This is a genomic window from Serratia quinivorans (genome assembly GCF_052113645.1).
GTDB lineage: Bacteria > Pseudomonadota > Gammaproteobacteria > Enterobacterales > Enterobacteriaceae > Serratia > Serratia quinivorans_B.
Genome location: NZ_JBIEIU010000007.1, coordinates 285,225 through 301,121 on the forward strand (window position 1 = coordinate 285,225; position 15,897 = coordinate 301,121).

General features: G+C 56.4%; 16 protein-coding genes. 4 read left to right on the top strand and 12 right to left on the bottom strand.

All coding sequences use genetic code 11. The annotated features are described in order from the left end of the window. Positions 1-20 precede the first annotated feature (20 nt). A complete protein-coding gene (ypfH, locus tag ACGS9J_RS15315; protein ID WP_442231713.1) occupies positions 21-710 on the top strand; it encodes an esterase in 690 nt (229 codons plus the stop codon). A gap of 28 nt (positions 711-738) precedes the next feature. Here ypfH and ACGS9J_RS15320 read toward each other — a convergent pair whose 3' ends face one another. From ACGS9J_RS15320 to ACGS9J_RS15335, 4 genes are read right to left on the bottom strand one after another with little or no spacing between them, the layout of a single operon-like run. Further along, complete coding sequence (locus ACGS9J_RS15320) at positions 739-924, bottom strand: YpfN family protein (protein WP_020828048.1); 186 nt, start codon at positions 922-924, stop codon at positions 739-741. Positions 925-926: 2 nt separating this feature from the next. Further along, a complete protein-coding gene (locus ACGS9J_RS15325; RefSeq protein WP_442231714.1) occupies positions 927-1,601 on the bottom strand; it encodes a M15 family metallopeptidase in 675 nt (224 codons plus the stop codon). Beyond that, entirely contained in the window at positions 1,598-2,725 is a 1,128-nt protein-coding gene (dapE, locus tag ACGS9J_RS15330) for a succinyl-diaminopimelate desuccinylase (protein WP_442231715.1), read from the bottom strand. The genes ACGS9J_RS15325 and dapE overlap by 4 nt, the downstream gene beginning before the upstream one ends. Continuing rightward, positions 2,722-3,087, bottom strand: coding sequence for an ArsC family reductase (locus tag ACGS9J_RS15335; protein WP_442231716.1), 366 nt, complete (start codon positions 3,085-3,087; stop codon positions 2,722-2,724). Before ACGS9J_RS15335 ends, dapE begins: the two co-directional genes overlap by 4 nt. Before the next feature lie 234 nt (positions 3,088-3,321). On the opposite strand from ACGS9J_RS15335, the gene ACGS9J_RS15340 reads away from it, so the two are divergent. Further along, a complete protein-coding gene (locus ACGS9J_RS15340; protein ID WP_442231717.1) occupies positions 3,322-3,747 on the top strand; it encodes a GNAT family N-acetyltransferase in 426 nt (141 codons plus the stop codon). A 12-nt stretch (positions 3,748-3,759) separates the two neighbouring features. Here the strand turns inward: ACGS9J_RS15340 and ACGS9J_RS15345 are convergent, their stop codons facing one another. The 5 genes from ACGS9J_RS15345 to yncE form a co-directional block, all read right to left on the bottom strand. Beyond that, the gene (locus ACGS9J_RS15345) at positions 3,760-4,368 is read right to left on the bottom strand and encodes a GNAT family N-acetyltransferase (RefSeq protein ID WP_442231718.1); all 609 of its coding nucleotides are present in this window, start codon (positions 4,366-4,368) and stop codon (positions 3,760-3,762) included. A gap of 31 nt (positions 4,369-4,399) precedes the next feature. Further along, entirely contained in the window at positions 4,400-4,831 is a 432-nt protein-coding gene (locus ACGS9J_RS15350; RefSeq protein WP_442231719.1) for a GNAT family N-acetyltransferase, read from the bottom strand. 9 nt (positions 4,832-4,840) lie between these two features. After that, a complete protein-coding gene (locus ACGS9J_RS15355) occupies positions 4,841-5,320 on the bottom strand; it encodes a tetratricopeptide repeat protein (RefSeq protein WP_442231720.1) in 480 nt (159 codons plus the stop codon). A 131-nt stretch (positions 5,321-5,451) separates the two neighbouring features. Continuing rightward, positions 5,452-7,623: a TonB-dependent siderophore receptor gene (locus ACGS9J_RS15360; protein ID WP_442231721.1), complete on the bottom strand. Its 2,172-nt coding sequence runs from the start codon at positions 7,621-7,623 to the stop codon at positions 5,452-5,454. Positions 7,624-7,631: 8 nt separating this feature from the next. Next, complete coding sequence (gene yncE / locus ACGS9J_RS15365) at positions 7,632-8,699, bottom strand: 7-bladed beta-propeller protein YncE (RefSeq protein ID WP_442231722.1); 1,068 nt, start codon at positions 8,697-8,699, stop codon at positions 7,632-7,634. Between the two features lie 507 nt (positions 8,700-9,206). Here yncE and ypfM point away from each other — a divergent pair. Continuing rightward, entirely contained in the window at positions 9,207-9,266 is a 60-nt protein-coding gene (gene ypfM, locus ACGS9J_RS15370) for a protein YpfM (protein WP_100396732.1), read from the top strand. 121 nt (positions 9,267-9,387) lie between these two features. On the opposite strand, the gene acrD is transcribed toward ypfM, so the two are convergent. Then, on the bottom strand, positions 9,388-12,525 hold the full coding sequence (gene acrD / locus ACGS9J_RS15375; RefSeq protein WP_442231723.1) for a multidrug efflux RND transporter permease AcrD: 3,138 nt from the start codon (positions 12,523-12,525) through the stop codon (positions 9,388-9,390). A 279-nt stretch (positions 12,526-12,804) separates the two neighbouring features. Between acrD and ACGS9J_RS15380 the strand changes: the two genes are divergently transcribed. Further along, entirely contained in the window at positions 12,805-13,083 is a 279-nt protein-coding gene (locus tag ACGS9J_RS15380; RefSeq protein WP_442231724.1) for a winged helix-turn-helix domain-containing protein, read from the top strand. Between the two features lie 26 nt (positions 13,084-13,109). Here ACGS9J_RS15380 and narL read toward each other — a convergent pair whose 3' ends face one another. Both narL and narQ read right to left on the bottom strand, forming a co-directional pair. After that, the gene (gene narL, locus ACGS9J_RS15385) at positions 13,110-13,742 is read right to left on the bottom strand and encodes a two-component system response regulator NarL (protein WP_442231725.1); all 633 of its coding nucleotides are present in this window, start codon (positions 13,740-13,742) and stop codon (positions 13,110-13,112) included. 168 nt (positions 13,743-13,910) lie between these two features. After that, positions 13,911-15,593, bottom strand: coding sequence for a nitrate/nitrite two-component system sensor histidine kinase NarQ (narQ, locus tag ACGS9J_RS15390; protein WP_442231726.1), 1,683 nt, complete (start codon positions 15,591-15,593; stop codon positions 13,911-13,913). Between the last annotated feature and the right edge of the window lie 304 nt (positions 15,594-15,897).

Genomic DNA, 15,897 nt, shown 5'->3' on the forward strand with positions numbered 1-15,897 from the left:
AATCACACGAGGAGTCACCGATGAAACATGAGCATTTCGTTGTCCAGAGCCCGGCAACACCGGCTGCACAGCTGATCCTGCTGTTTCACGGTGTTGGCGATACCCCGGTAGCAATGGGGGAAATTGGCCGCTATTTCGCCAAAGAGTTTCCGCAGGCGCTGGTGGTCAGCGTGGGGGGGCCTTTTGCCTTCGGTAACGGCAATGGCCGTCAGTGGTTTTCGGTGCAGGACGTAACCGAAGAGAACCGAGCCGAGCGCATCGCCGAAGTGATGCCACAGTTTGTCGAAACCGTGCGTTACTGGCAGCAACAGAGCGGCGTGAAGGATGCCGCTACGGCGCTGGTGGGCTTTTCTCAGGGATCTATCATGGCGCTGGAAGCCCTGAAGGTGGAACCCAATCTGGCCGGCCGCGTGGTAGCTTTCAGCGGCCGCTTTGCCAGCCTGCCCGATAGGGCGTTCGGCGACAGCGTGGTGCATTTGATCCACGGTGAGCAGGATGCGGTGATCTCGGTGCAACATGCCCGGGCGGCGGCGGAACGGCTGCAGGCCAACGGCGTCGATTTTACGCTGGATGTGGAACAGGACGTGGGACATGCCATCAATCAGGAAATGATGAACAGCGCGCTTGAACGGCTGCATTACTATGTGCCGCAGCGCTACTGGGAAGAGGCGATGTTCGGCAAACGCGGCGATTTGGTCGCCTTTAAATAAGCTTCAGGGCGCATGATGCGCCCTGATGTCATTTTTTCTTCGGCCAGTCGTCTTCGTCGTCCCACTCGGCGTTGTTATCGCGATGCGGCGGCAGTTTCGGCTTATCGGCCAGATAGCCTTTCACGTCGACACGGCGTAGCTCTTTGATCCCACTGATGATCATCCCCACTAAAATCAGCAGGATAATCCACCAGTAGTCAGCTAACCATTCCATATTCACTCCTTTCCTTCGGCGCGTATAAAACGCGAAAATATCGCCGGCAAATGGGCTTCAAGCCATTGGGCACCGGCAATGTCCTTATCTTTCCAGGCCGCCAACAGCAGCGCCGGCGTCAGCAGATGCTCGGCTTCGCGCGCCAGCGGGCGGTAGCTCAGGTGCCACGGCTCCACCGCGACACCGTCGCCGACTTCGGTGAACGGACGGTAAAAGCCAAATTCGGCCATGTGCTCCGTCATCCATTGATTGAGCGGGTAAAAGTAACCGCCTTGCTCATATTCCCAGGGTTCCAGCTGCAGCTTTTGCCCCTCGGGTAACAACGAGGGATCGTAGACATCCAGGTCGCTGCCCCAGTGATGGCGACTGGCGCCCGGCAGGGCCGACCAGCGCAGGATCGCTTCGCAGCGCTCGGCGGCAGACAGCGGAGCGATGTCGATCGGCTGACTGTCTTTATCTAATACTGGTCGCTCGCCGCAGAATTTTCCATTCCAGATCGCCTGTTGCCGCTCGAAATCACGAAATGTACTGGCGGGCTGCAGATCGAACCCGGCGGCAAGCGCTGCCTGCTGCATGGCGAGAAACGCGGCCACCGCGGCAGGCTGCATGCGGTGGTTACCGCTCAGCGGCGCCAGATGGTCGGTCGAGCGCCCGGTCAGCATTTCTGGCGTGATCATGCGATCAATTGCTCCATGATGCGTTGATACATGCGGCTCAGCAGTTGCAGGTCGGCCGCGTGCACGCATTCGTTGACCTTATGAATGGTCGCGTTAACCGGCCCCAGCTCAACCACTTGCGCCCCCATCTGGGCGATAAAGCGGCCGTCCGAAGTGCCGCCGGTGGTCAGCAACTGCGGCGTCAGCTCAGAATAATGTTCGACGGCGTTAACTACCGCGTCCACCAGTGCGCCACGCGCGGTCAGGAACGGCTGACCCGACAGGCGCCATTCGATGCTGTAGTTCAACTGATGCCGTTCGAGCAATTCTTCCACACGTTGCTTGATCGTCGCGTCGGTCGACTCGGTGCTGAAACGGAAGTTGAACTGGACGAACATCTCGCCCGGGATCACGTTGTTGCTGCCGGTACCGGCCTGCACGTTGGCGATCTGCATGCTGGTTGGCGGGAAGAATTCGTTGCCGCGATCCCACTCGATCGCCACCAGTTCATTGAGCGCCGGCATGGCGCGATGCACCGGGTTATCTGCCAGGTGCGGGTAAGCGACATGGCCCTGAATACCGTGAATGTGCAGGTTAGCGGTGATGGAGCCGCGACGTCCGTTTTTCACCACGTCGCCGACGCGTTCGGTACTGGACGGCTCGCCGACCAGGCAGTAATCCAGGCGCTCATTGCGCGCCATCAGGGCTTCCACCACTTTCACCGTACCGTGGGTAGCGCTGGCCTCTTCATCGGAGGTGATCAGGAATGCCAGACGCCCCTGATGCTGCGGATTGGCTGCCACAAAACGTTCGGCCGCCACGACCATGGCCGCCAGTGAGCCTTTCATGTCTGCCGCGCCGCGGCCATACAGCATGCCGTCGCGGATGGTTGGTTCAAACGGCGGGTTATCCCAACGCTTTTCGTCGCCGGTCGGCACCACGTCGGTATGGCCGGCAAACGCCAGGGTTTTCCCCTCGCCGCGCCAGGCCCAAAAATTCAGGGTATCGCCGAACGGCATAGGCTCAACGGTAAAGCCGATGGCCTCGAGACGTTCAATCATCAACGCCTGACAGCCTTCGTCGTGCGGGCTGAGTGAAGGACGTTTGATCAGCTGTTGGGCCAGTTCGATTACCGGGCAAGTCATGCTGCCACCTCGGAAATAAATTGCTGGTAATCCTCGGTTTTGAAGCCGAGCAGGGCGCGCCCGTTGCCGTCAACCAGCAGCGGGCGTTTGATGATGGCCGGCTGGGCCAGCATCAGTGCGATGGCCGCATCGGCATTATCGCAGGCGTTGCGCTGCGCTTCGTCCAGTTTTCGCCAGGTGGTGCCGCGAGTATTCAGCAGCGGTTCCCAACCCAAAAGTTCGACAAAGCCGCGCAACTGCTGTTCGTCCAGCCCGTCGGCGCGGTAGTCGTGAAATTGATAAGCCACACCCTGTTCTTCCAGCCAGCGGCGCGCTTTTTTGATGGTGTCACAATTTTTGATGCCGTACATGGTCAACGTCATGGAGTAAGAACCTTCTCTGCAACCCAACACCGGCACCTGCGTGGCCGGTGGTAAACCGCCAGTGGCGGTGAAATGAAAGCCAGCGACCAGAATGCCGAAAAATGGCGGGGAGTTCCACCGTCCAATGGTCCGAAAGCCGGGGAAAAGCTGAAAAAAAACGGGCCGCCTTTATTGTGGCGGATTTTGCTAATCTTAGTGCGCTATTCAGTCACCCTACATAAGAAGAAGATGAACATGGAAAAATACCTTATTGAAGTCGCCGAGAACGCGACGGATGAAATAGAAGCACTGATCGAAGAAGGGCTTAATCAATATAACGACGAGGTGACCGGCACCAACGATCGTCGCCCGCTGGCGGTGGTAGTGCGGGAGTCGGCCAGCGGCGAAGTGCTGGGCGGCATCAGTGGGCGTTCCTCGTTGGGCATGCTGTTTGTGGATCTGTTTCATCTGCCTAAATCGCTGCGCGGATCGGGGTTGGGCAGTGAACTGCTGCGTCGTTTTGAGCTGGAAGGGCGGCGCAGGGGATGTGTCTCCGCCGTGCTGTACACCATCAGCTTCCAGGCGCCGAAGTTTTATGAACTGAACGGCTGGACACGCTTTGGCGAAGTACCCTGTCTGCCGGCGGGCACCAGCCGCGTTTTCATGATGAAGACGCTGTAACTCAGCGGACCGTTACTCGTCTCTGGTCTGCCGCAATTTATAGCCCAGGCTTTTTTTCACCATCGGCCATTCGTGGTCGATGATGGAGAAAACTACCGTATCCCGATAGCTGCCATCCGCATTTTTCTGGTGATTGCGGAGGACACCGTCTTGCTTGGCACCCAGTCGTGCGATAGCCGCTCTGGAAGCCTGGTTATGCCAGTGGGTGCGAAACTCAACGGCAATCACCGCCAGGGAGTCAAACAGATAACTGAGCAGCAGCAGTTTGCACTCGGTGTTGACGGCGGTTTTTTGATGACTTTTGGCATACCAGGTGTAGCCAATTTCAACGCGACGGTTTTGCGCATCGGCATGGCAAACACGGGTGGTGCCGATGATTTTTTGCGTGGCGTTGTGCACCACGACGAACGGTAACGATCGTCCTGCGGCCTGTTCACTCAAGGCAAAGTCGATGTAATCCGAGACGGTATTTTCTGTGGGCACCGAGGTAAACCAAAGTTCCCAAAGGCGTCCGTCGGCGGCAGCCTGTACCAGTGGCTGCGCATGCTCTCTACGCAGTGGGATCAGGCTGACGTTGTCGCTTTTCAACTCGGTTTCACTAAGCCAGGATGGGTCAGACATATTCTGCAGTTTTCCTCGTTGAATTGACTGTTTAGCGGACATAACCATTCTGTTGCAGGCGTTCCAAAGCCGCGCTGTCAGCATAGACCATGCCGGTGGTCAGCTCACGGAAATGGTATTTTTTATAGAACGCCAGCTTGTCGGGGACCGAGTAGATAAACACTTTGCCGAGCGGGGCCAGATCCTGCATCACCCGATCCATCAGCTGCCTGCCCAATCCCAACCCCTGAAAGTCCGGATGGAGCGCCACGTCGGCCAGATAAGCCACGGAAGTCATGTCACTGATGGCGTGGGCGGTGGCGATCAATCGGCCGTCGCGGTAGCCCCAGTAGCAAAATTGGCTGTGTTGGTAAACGCGTTGCAGCACCTGCGGGTCGCGCTGGCCCAGCCCTGCGGCTTCCAACAGCTCGGCCAATTGCGGCCAGTCGATGCCATAACGATTTGGATCGGTGACAATTTCCATGCTTTCCTCCTAGCCGATGCGGTCCAGATCGACAGCGTATTGGCGAATGGCGCGCTGATAACTGCTGATGTCACTGTGTGAGGAGGTTTCCGCCAACAGCACCAGCAAATCGGCCACCGCCTGTTTGGTTTCGCCCAGGTTGTACAGCGTCATGGCGCGAAACAGGGTGATTTCTTTGGCCTCGGGAAATTCGGCCAGCCCGGCATCGAAGGTGGCCAGTGATTGCTGATACAGACCCAGCGCCCGGTAGGTGCTGCCCAGACCAAGCCAGGCTTCCTGTCGCTGCGGTGCCGGTAAACGGCCTGCCAGCGCTGCGAGATAACAGGGGATTGCCTGTTGCTCGAACCCTTGCACGTCATACAGGCAGGCTAACTGGTAATGCAGTGCGGCTTCTTCCGGTTGTTTCAGCAACTGTTGCTGCGCCAGTTCGGTCGCATCTTGATAACGGCCCAGCTCTTTCAGTTGTTCGATGGTCAGCGTAGGGGACATGACATGGCCTCAGAGATGTGGGGTTTTTATACCTTTGGCACGCTACTACGGAAGAATTCATCATACAAGGGATATAGACATGAGGAAGAAGTCGGCCCCGTTATCCGGGGCCGTTTAAGATTGCACCGCGATCAGAACTCGTGCTTTAGCGTTACCATGAAGTTACGCGGCTCGCCATAGTTGCGGGTGTTGTAGAAATTCACCTGCGAGTAGTATTTCTCGTCGAAAACGTTGTTCAGGTTCAGTTGCACCGAGGTTTGCGGCGTCAGCTTGTAACGCGCCATCGCATCGACCAGAACATAAGATCCTTGTTCGGCTTTGCGGTCAACAAACTCGCCGTTGTTGGCGCCCTGAACGTTGGCGTAAACACTGCTCTGCCAGCGAGCGCCACCGCCCAGCGTCAGATCGCGCAGCGCGCCCGTCAGCTGATAGGTGGTGAACAGGTTGATGCGGGTACGCGGCTGCTCGGTATTGAGATTAACTTTATCCTTGTCCTTCAAAGAGAAATGGGTGATGCCAAACTGGGCATTCCAGCCCTGCGCCAGTTCACCGCTCAGCTCGAACTCGACTCCTTTGCTGGTTGCCCCCTGACTTTCATGATAGGTCTGCTCCAGTGAGTTGATGTTAGCGGGGGTTTCGTCCAGAACGGCCAAATTATCCTGGGTGATGCGAAACGCCGACAGCGAAATGTTGAGCCGCTCATCCAGCAGCGCGGCCTTGATGCCCACCTCCTTGTTGACCCCTTCGATCGGCGCCAGATAGTGACCGCTGCTGTCGAGATAGTTCTGATCCTTGAAGATGTCGGTGTAGCTGGCGTAGGCAGAGACCTGATCGGTCAGCTTGTACACGGCTCCCAGGAACGGGGTGATTTTGTTCGCGGTATCGGTGGTGGTGTTTTTAAAGCTGTTGAAACGGGCGCCGAGCACCAGATCCAGTCGATCCGTCACCGAGAAGTCGGCGCTGCTGTAAATCCCGATTTGTCGAGTACGGAAATCCTGCTGCGGCATTTTGTCCGACCACGCGGGTTCGCCCAGACCGCCGTTCCAATCCTGCAGGCTGCCGCTAAACAACTGTGTGGTGCTGGCGCTGCGGTAGGTACTGTAGCTGTGTTGCCAGGCGGAAGAGCTGCCCACCACAAATTTGTGGGTGCGGCCCAACAGGGGAAAGTCACCATTTAGCTTCAGATCTACCGCATGTTGATCCCGGTAGCCTTCATAGCGCCCGGCGTAAGGGCTTGAGGATTTCACCGCCCAGGTGTCCGGGTCGATCAGCCCGCCGAGGCTCATCGCCATTTTGGCGTCGAAGACCTGGCGGCTGTGGGTGTAGTTGGCGACACCTTTCCAGTCGTTATCGAACTGGTGTTCCAGCGTGGCGAACTGGGTGCTGAGGGTGGTATCCCAGCTTGACCAGTCAGACGCGCCGCTATAGTGCCGATCCCAGTTGATCTCACTGCCGTCGCTGAACCAGCCGGTCGGCAGTGCGCCGCCCCAGGTGGAGGCTTTTGGCCGGTTTTGTTGATAATCGGCTCCCAGGCGCAGCAGGGTGGTGCTGGTCAGATCGGCTTCCACCGTTCCATAGACCGTCCCTTTGCGTTCCTGATGGCGTTCCATATAAGAATGGCTGCGTTCGCCGGAGGCGGCGATACGTACCCTGACGGTGCCTTCGTCGTTGAGCGGTGTGCCGGCATCAATAGTGGTGCGGTAGTGATCCCAGGATCCGGCCGAAAGTTCGGTGCGGGCAAAGGGAGAAAGGCTGGAGGCCTTCTTTCTGATCAGATTGATGGCGGCGCCCGGATTACCGACGCCATTCAATAATCCGGTTGCGCCCCTGACGATCTCTACGCGATCCAGCGTGATCGAATCAATCTCTGACTCACCGCCGGAAAAGCCGGAGTCAAAGAAGGTGGGAATGCCGTCGTATTGATAGCTGTCAACGCTGAAACCCCGGTAGTTGAACGAAGAACGTTCGCTATCGTAGTTGCTTTCACTGACGCCAGTGGACCAGCGCAGAATTTCCTTCAGTGAGTTGGCATTGATATCGTCAATCAATTGGCGAGAGATCACCGAGACCGACTGCGGCGTATCCTTGATACTCAGTGGCAACCCGGTTGCCGTGGACATCTGGCTGGTAGTGTAGGAACCGGTGTTCTCGGTGCTGCCGTCGTCGCTGAAGGGGGAAGCGACCACCTCCAGGGTTTCTTCTTTTTGAGCGCGGGGGCCCTGCTCGGAGCTTGCCGCCTGCGCCATCATTACCGGAAGGCATAGCAGAGCTCCTCCGGAGAGGCGAAACATAAAACTAGCCATGGAGTGCCTCACAATCCGCCGAGATTAATTTTGAGCAGATAGTCCTGCTTGTTCTCCATCTCTTCCTTGGCCTGCTTGATGCTGGCGAACAGCTGTTGGCCGTCGGAAGAAAGCGCCAGGCTGTTAGGCAACGCATGGGTGGTGATGCTGTTTTTCACCCGGTAGCTGTTGCTGTCAACGATGCTGATGCGTTTGGCCTCGCGGTGGGTGACGTAGATCTCGCTGCGTAGCGGGTTAAATAGCACCGCCAGAGAATTGATTACGTCAATCTGGTGCAGGATTTTCCCGCTGTTGACGTCCACGACCAGTACGTTTGGCAGATCCGGATCGGTGATAAACGCACGACCGGTTTTGCTGTCCACAGCGATATTGAGGAAGAAGTGTTTCTTGGTCGGCTCGACCACCACCCGTTTGAGGATCTTGTGGCTGGTGGCGTCCAGCGTAATCAGCTCGCCACGCCCGTTAACGCAGTAGATATGGCCGCGTTCGCTGTCCAGCGCAATACCGGTCGGGTATTCGCCCATGTCGCTCAGAGTGGCAATTTTTTCCTGCTTGGCGGTATCGATAACCCACAGCACGCCTTTTTGCGCGGTGCCGGAAACATAAAGGCGCTGGTTCTTCTTATCGAGCACCAGCTCGCGCGTTGGGACGAACTGATCTTCTTTCACGCTTTCGTTGAGCTGAATGGTGGCGAGCTCTTTACCGGTTCTAGTGTCGATAACCGTAACCGAACCGTCGACGGTGTTGCCGATGTACAACAGATGGCGCTGCTCATCCAATGCGGTGGCGAAGGCCCGGCGCTTCGTGGCGATATTGGCGTCGGTTGCCAGCGTGGCTGGGTTGACGCTAAAGACAATGCCGCCGTTTTTTTCTTTGGCGAAGGAGGGCGTAGAGGCGGCGAACAGGGTATTGCTGGTGCCGTCAAAAGCCAGTTCATAAAGGCCGTGTCCGACCGGTTTGGTTTGGAATTGGCTTTCGGGAAGTTCAGCGGCCAACGTTGAAGCAGACAGCAACATGGCGCAGGCCAGTGTGCTGAATGCGAAACCTTTGCCTGAAGCGAGCAGGTACAACTTCATATACATTCCTTTACATCAGTTTACGATTTACGAATGCTAATGATATTGATAATTAATATCAATATCATTTAATTAATGAGATGAGGATGTAAAGGTTTGATGTTGAAATATAATGGTTTTATTAATCACCTCTGATAAATTCAGGTCATTTAGCTAGCTTGTTCAAGAATTTTTTAATTTATGTAATGCTTTTCATTTCACTTTTTGTGCGAAAGCCTTGCCAGACAAAGGTTAAAAATTGTAAATAAAAACACCCCTGGCAGGTCTGTATGCTGACGTACTGGGCAGGGAGGCTGGGCCGTAGGTCAGCCGGTTTAGAGCTTTTCATTAGCTTGTGGAGGGGATTGAGATCGGAAGGGAATAGCGGAGATTTTCAATTGATAAGATAAATACGAAAATGTGCACTATCCCCGGTTTTCGCGGGTGGCATCGTTCCCGAACGGCTTCACTTGCTCAAAAAACAGGCGTAGAATTCGCTTCGTCTATTAATTGAGGTTGTAAATTATTATGGTTGATCGTGAGCTGGGAAACTGGAAAGACTTCATCGATGAGATGTTAGGCAACTGACACTGCGGTGGGTTTGATAACAAGGTTGGTTGATTTGTCATTCATTGAAGCACCTTGGGGACGAGACACTCGTTCGAGATAAAGCAGCATCGGTTTCCCGACGCTGCTTTTTTTATGCCTGTTATTCCGCTGCATCTTCCGTTTTGGTGGCTATCGCTTGCTTGCCTGGGAAACGGCGACGCACCAGCACAAAGAACAAGGGCACGAAGAATATCGCCAGCAGGGTGGCAGAAATCATGCCGCCCATCACCCCGGTACCCACCGCGTGCTGGCTGCCGGAGCCTGCACCGCTGCTGATGGTCATCGGCAACACGCCGAAGATAAAGGCCAGCGAGGTCATCAAAATCGGTCGCAAGCGCATGCGCGAGGCCTCCAGCGTCGCCGACATCAAATCCTGCCCTTTTTGATTCAGCTCGTTGGCGAATTCGACGATCAGAATGGCGTTCTTCGCCGACAGCCCGATGATGGTCAGCATCCCCACCTGGAAGTAAACGTCATTCTCCAGCCCGCGCAGCCAGGTGGCGGCCACCGCGCCAATCAGGCCGAGCGGCACCACCAACATCACCGAGAACGGAATCGACCAGCTTTCATACAGCGCTGCCAGGCACAGGAACACCACCAGCAGTGAAATGGCGTACAACGCCGGCGCTTGTGAACCGGAAAGGCGTTCCTGATAAGACATGGCGGTCCATTCCAGACCGAAGCCGGTCGGCAACTGGCTGACGATTTTCTCCATTTCCGCCATGGCGGTGCCGCTGCTGACCCCTTCAGCCGCTTCGCCGACAATCTCCAGCGCCGAGCTGCCGTTATAGCGTTCCAGGCGCGGCGAGCCGTATTCCCAATGCGAGGTGGCGAAAGCGGTAAACGGCACCATGCCGCCCGCGCTGTTGCGCACGAACCATTTGTCGATATCGCCAGGCAACATGCGGAACGGGGCGGCGGCCTGCACATAGACCTTTTTAACCCGTCCGCGGTCGACGAAGTCGTTGACGTAGGTGGAGCCCCAGGCGGTCGACAGCGTGTTGTTGATGTCATCGATAGAGACGCCCAGCGCCTGCGCCTTGCGTTGGTCGATATCGATTTGCAACTGCGGGCTGTCATCCAGGCCGTTGTGGCGCACCCGCGAAAGCAGTGGGTTGGCACTGGCCAGTTGCAGTAATTGGTCGCGCGCCGCCATCAGTTTGTCGTGACCCAATCCGGCGTGATCTTCCAGTTCCATATCGAAACCGGACGAGTTACCCAGGCCGGTGATCGCCGGCGGGCTGCTGGCTATCACTCGCGCTTCGTTAATCTTGTTAAATTCGTGGGTGGCACGATCGATGATATCGAAAGAGCTGTTGGCACCCGAGGTGCGTAACTCCCAGTCTTTCAAGCGAATAAACATGCGCGCCACGTTTTGCCCGTTACCGCCCGGCCCAGCCCCGATGGTGGAGAATACCGACAGCACATCCTCTTTTTCTTTGGTCAGGAAGTAGTGCTCCACCTTCTCCACTACCTTGGCGGTTTGCTGCAGGGTCGAACCTGGCGGCAATTGCACCTGCACGGTGAACACTCCTCGGTCCTCCTGAGGCAGGAAGGAGGTCGGCAGCTTGATGAACAGCAGCGCCATCCCGCCGAGCAGCAGCAGGTAAATCAACATATAACGCATGCTGGAGTGAAGCACCCGCGCCACACCGCGCTCGTAACGGTCGGCGTTACGGTTGAACATGCGGTTGAACCAGCCGAAGAAGCCGCGCTTGCCGTGATGGTGGCCTTTGGCGATAGGTTTGAGCAGGGTGGCGCAGAGGGCAGGGGTGAGGATCATCGCCACCAGGACCGACAGCACCATGGCCGAAACGATGGTGATGGAGAACTGGCGGTAAATGGCACCGGTGGTGCCGCCAAAGAAGGCCATCGGGATAAACACCGCCGACAGCACCATGGCGATGCCGACCAGCGCGCTTTGGATTTGCCCCATGGATTTGCGCGTGGCCTCCCGCGGCGGCAGGCCTTCTTCGCTCATCACGCGTTCGACGTTTTCCACCACTACGATGGCGTCATCCACCAATAGCCCGATCGCCAGCACCATGGCGAACATGGTCAGGGTGTTGATACTGAATCCGCAGGCGGAAAGGATCGCGAAGGTGCCCATCAACACCACCGGCACGGCGATGGTGGGGATCAACGTGGCGCGGAAGTTCTGCAGGAACAGGTACATCACCAGGAACACCAGCACAATGGCTTCCAGCAGAGTTTTCACCACGTCCTTGATCGAGGCCTTAACGAACGGGGTGGTTTCATAGGCGACCTTGGCCTCCAGCCCGTGCGGGAAATACTGCGACAGTTCGGCGATTTTATCTTTCACCAACTGGTCGGTTTGCAGTTCGTTGGCGCCGGACGCCAGCTTGATGTTCATACCGGCGGCCTGCATGCCGTTATAACGGCTGAGGTAGTCATAATTTTCGCCACCCAGCTCAATGGTGGAAACATCGCCCAAGGTCACCAGCGAACCGTCCTGATTGACCCGCAGGGTGATTTGTTTGAACTGTTCCGGCGTTTGCAGTTGCGACTGCGCGTTAATGGTGGCGTTGAGCGCCTGCTTATCGACGGACGGCGTGCCGCCAAGCTGGCCGACCGCTACCTGCGCATTCTGCGATTGGATCGCGGTAACGACGTCCTGGGTGGTGAGCTGATAGCTGTTGAGCTTATTGGGATCGAGCCAAATGCGCATGGCGTATTGCGAACCGTAAACGTCCATGCTGCCCACGCCGTTGATGCGACTCAGCGGATCCTGCAGGTTGGAAACGATGTAATCGGCAATGTCCTGCTTGTCCATGCTGCCGTCGGTGGAGACGAAAGCCACCATCATCAACGTGGTATCGCCGGATTTTGACACCGTCACGCCTTGAGTCTGCACGGCCTGAGGCAGCCGCTTGATGGCCGCCTGCAGTTGGTTTTGCACCTGCTGCATCGCCTCGTTGGGATCGGTGCCGGCTTCAAAGGTCAGCGTTACCGTGGCCCGGCCGGTATTGGTGCTCTGTGACGACATGTACATCATGTTGTCCAGACCGGTCATGTTCTGCTCGATAATTTGGGTGACGGTATTTTCCAGCGTTTGTGCCGAAGCGCCCGGGTAGTTGGCGCTAATGCGAACGTTCGGCGGCGCGAGGTTCGGGTACTGTTCCACCGGTAAGGAAAAAATCGCCAAGGCGCCCGTCAGGCAAAGGATAATTGCCAGAACCCAGGCGAAAATCGGGCGATCAATAAAAAAATTGGCCATGCAGCGCGAACCTCGTTAGGACTTGTTCTATCTTTAAGACGCATCAGAATTGCGTTTGTCAGCGGCTGGGAAGGATTCCGGCGCTTATGCACTTTACTCGGGAAGCGTGGGTAAAGCGTGGAGAAAAAAAGGAGATAATGTAAATAACGGTAGGATAAACACGCAATATTGCCATCATTGCCGTGAAAAACGTCATTAAGACAATTTTATTGCAATCAAAGACCTGACCGCTGGGGTCCCGCAAAATAATCAGGACTTACTTTAAAGCAGGAGCAAGGCATGGAAATTAACCCGGTATTTGCCCGTCGTCTTTATCTGTGCTGGTTAATCAGCCACAGCGAACGGCCAAACGTCCCGCGGCTGATGGAATTGACCGGCTGGCCGCGTCGCACCCTGCAAGACGTATTGAAAGCCTTGCCAGGACTGGGAATAGAGCTGCAATTTGTTCAGCAGGGCGTGCGCAATAATGACGGTTTTTACCAGTTGGAAAACTGGGGGCCACTCAACAAGAGCTGGGTTCATCAGCATCATCAGGCGCTGCTTGCCGCCATCGAATAAACCCTCCCCGGCGCGCCGGGGAAGCATTATTGACTGCGGTGCTCCAGATACATCACCGTCGCCGCCACGCGTGAACGCACGTCCAGTTTGCGCAGCATATTGCGGATGTGTACCTTCACCGTCTCTTCAGAAATGTGCAGCTGCGCCGCCACCTGTTTATTGGACAGGCCGCGCGCCACTTCCTGCAACACATCCAGCTCGCGTTCGGTCAGCTCGGCAAAAGGATTGTGTTGTTCAGTGCGCGATAACAGATAGTCCGCCACCGCGTCGCTGATCACGTTTTGTCCTTCCGCCGCTGCGCGAATGTGCTCCAGCAACTGTTCCGGTTCGCTGTCTTTCAGCAGGTAGCCGTCGGCCCCGGCGTCGATCAGCGCATAAACGTCATTGCGTGAGTCGGATACCGTCAGCACGATGATGCGTGCATCGACGCCTTCATTGCGCAGCGCTTTCAGCGTGTCCAGACCGGACAACCCTTTCATATTCAGATCGAGCAGGATCACGTCCGGGGCCTGCTGCAACGCGAACGAAATGGCTTCGTTGCCGTTGCTGGCTTCGGCTACCACGCTAAACAGCGGATCCAGCCCCAGCAGCTGTTTGATGCCTCGGCGCATCAGCGGGTGGTCGTCGACGATCATCACTCGGTAATTCTTCATCACCATGAAATATGCTCCCTGTAGCGAGTAAAGCCACTCAAACGCGCTGTGCAGCACGCTTCACAGTGGGACTGACTCTTATAAAATAGTGGCGATTGTCGCCACGAACCACGAACATCCTGAAATGACCGTCGGACTTCGCTAAACCGTAACTAAGGGTGAACAGACCGGGTTTTAGGGGGGAAATGTCAGGCGGACTTCCGTGCCGTCTGGCTCACCCCGCTGGATGCGCAGCGTTCCCCCGAGTCGTGCCGCGCGTTCGCTCATGATGGTCAGCCCATAATGACCTTCAGGTTCTTTCAGGCTGGCGATGCCGCAGCCATCGTCAGCGATGCTGATCCTGTTGTCACCGTCGTCGGTGACCTCACAGCGAATCACGATCTCCCGTGCATCGGCATGTTTGATGGCGTTGAGCACCGCTTCACGCACAATTTGCAGCACATGCACTTGCTGTTGAGCGTTAAGCGCCTGGGAAGAAAGCCGACAGTGTAACTGAATCCGTGCGCCGGTAAGAACCTTTAATGGTGCCAGCAATTGGCTCAGCGCGGTGTTTAAATCGGCCTCCTGAATGTTCAGGCGGAAGGTGGTCAACAGCTCTCGAAGTTGACGATAGGCATCGGCCAATGCCCGATCAAAATCGTTGATAATCTCTTGTGCTGCGGGGGCGCTGCCCGCCAGAGAGCGCTTGAGCAAGGTGAGCTGAATGCGTAAAAACGACAGCGCCTGCGCCAGGGAGTCGTGCAGTTCCCGGGCGATGGTGGCGCGCTCTTCCATCAGCAAGAATTGCATGTGCTGCTTCTGAGCGCGGTTAAAATAAACCCCGCGACTCAGCATATTGGCCACGCTTTGCATCAGGTGCGGGTGCGGAGGATGTTCCTGATATTGCCAGCTCAGTTCTCCCAGGGGTTTGTCGCCCTGGATGATGGTTAGCGATTGCCAGTCCAGCGTCGGCGAAGGGACACCGCTGTGCAACTGCCATTCGCTGAGGTTTTCCGCCACTTTTAAGCGGATGCAGTGCAAATCTTCACTTTGACGCACGATATGCAGGATTTTCTCGAAAGCCTGCTGGTCTATTTGCCGTACGCTCAGCGCCTGCGAGCAGTTGTACAGCACCTCCAGCGTCTTGTTCGCCTGTTGCAGGCGTTGGGTTTTCACCTGCACTTTCTGCTCCAGCGACTGGTAGAGTTTGGCCAGGTCGCCGGACATGGCGGTAAAGGCCTGCGACAGCACCCCCAGTTCGTTCGGCAGCGCGGTATCCAGCGGTGGATGGTTAAAGTCCCGCTGTTGCACGCGCTGGCTGGCGTCCACCAGGTGTTTTAGCGGTGCCACCACCTGACGGCGCATAAAGCGGATGCAAAACAACACCAGCCCGATGATGGCGATGTAGCCGACGACGCTGATGGCGGCGACCAGGGTCAGTTTCAGCTCGGAATAACGCTGTAGCGCCAACACGAAATGGTCAATCTGGTTCACATAGCCGGCGATATTGGCTTGATAAGCGGCGGATTGGCCGGCCTGGATCTGCTGTGCCAGCGGTTGCCAGGCGTGCTGCAGCGACAGGTATTTTTCCCGCACGTCCTCGGGCACGTAAAAACGATCCAGCTTTTGCAACGCCGGGGCCTGCAGCGATTGCTGATACTGCGACAGGTATTGCTCCAGCTCCGGCGCGGGGCGGGTGAGATCATAGGCCAGCCGGTAACTTTGCATGCGCAGCGAGCCGGCAATGTTGACCGCTTCGGCGTCGCGCAGGCTGTCCGCGACGGTTGTCAGCGCCAGCCCGGTGGAGAGCACGGACAGGATCACAATGCAAAACAGCGCCTTGGCCAGGCTGCTGGTCACTGAACGTTTAACAAGCAAGGCTCTATCCTTCTCTCGCGGGCGATGGACCTCGCCGGGTTTCATTCGAAAGCAAAATTATAACTTTTGCAACTAAAATGCGCGGCGTTTCGCATTAAGTTGTCAGCCGCCGCGGTAATCAATCGTCGTTATATAATCAACTAGATAGCGTCTGAGCGGAGAACCTGCGGATAAAAACCCGTGACACCCGGTAATAGATTGATCTGGCGCAAGCTACCCCCGCATTTACCCCTTTAGGGTTGAGTTAATTAAAGTAACACAATGAAGTAAAAGGAATTATTTCATTCAATGTCCACACATTGAC

Excerpts from the sequence above, each read along its gene's own strand:
- ypfH (WP_442231713.1), top strand. The coding sequence starts at position 21 with ATGAAACATGAGCATTTCGTTGTCCAGAGCCCGGCAACACCGGCTGCA.
- ACGS9J_RS15320 (WP_020828048.1), bottom strand. The coding sequence starts at position 924 with ATGGAATGGTTAGCTGACTACTGGTGGATTATCCTGCTGATTTTAGTG.
- ACGS9J_RS15325 (WP_442231714.1), bottom strand. The coding sequence starts at position 1,601 with ATGATCACGCCAGAAATGCTGACCGGGCGCTCGACCGACCATCTGGCG.
- dapE (WP_442231715.1), bottom strand. The coding sequence starts at position 2,725 with ATGACTTGCCCGGTAATCGAACTGGCCCAACAGCTGATCAAACGTCCT.
- ACGS9J_RS15335 (WP_442231716.1), bottom strand. The coding sequence starts at position 3,087 with ATGACGTTGACCATGTACGGCATCAAAAATTGTGACACCATCAAAAAA.
- ACGS9J_RS15340 (WP_442231717.1), top strand. The coding sequence starts at position 3,322 with ATGGAAAAATACCTTATTGAAGTCGCCGAGAACGCGACGGATGAAATA.
- ACGS9J_RS15345 (WP_442231718.1), bottom strand. The coding sequence starts at position 4,368 with ATGTCTGACCCATCCTGGCTTAGTGAAACCGAGTTGAAAAGCGACAAC.
- ACGS9J_RS15350 (WP_442231719.1), bottom strand. The coding sequence starts at position 4,831 with ATGGAAATTGTCACCGATCCAAATCGTTATGGCATCGACTGGCCGCAA.
- ACGS9J_RS15355 (WP_442231720.1), bottom strand. The coding sequence starts at position 5,320 with ATGTCCCCTACGCTGACCATCGAACAACTGAAAGAGCTGGGCCGTTAT.
- ACGS9J_RS15360 (WP_442231721.1), bottom strand. The coding sequence starts at position 7,623 with ATGGCTAGTTTTATGTTTCGCCTCTCCGGAGGAGCTCTGCTATGCCTT.
- yncE (WP_442231722.1), bottom strand. The coding sequence starts at position 8,699 with ATGAAGTTGTACCTGCTCGCTTCAGGCAAAGGTTTCGCATTCAGCACA.
- acrD (WP_442231723.1), bottom strand. The coding sequence starts at position 12,525 with ATGGCCAATTTTTTTATTGATCGCCCGATTTTCGCCTGGGTTCTGGCA.
- ACGS9J_RS15380 (WP_442231724.1), top strand. The coding sequence starts at position 12,805 with ATGGAAATTAACCCGGTATTTGCCCGTCGTCTTTATCTGTGCTGGTTA.
- narL (WP_442231725.1), bottom strand. The coding sequence starts at position 13,742 with ATGGTGATGAAGAATTACCGAGTGATGATCGTCGACGACCACCCGCTG.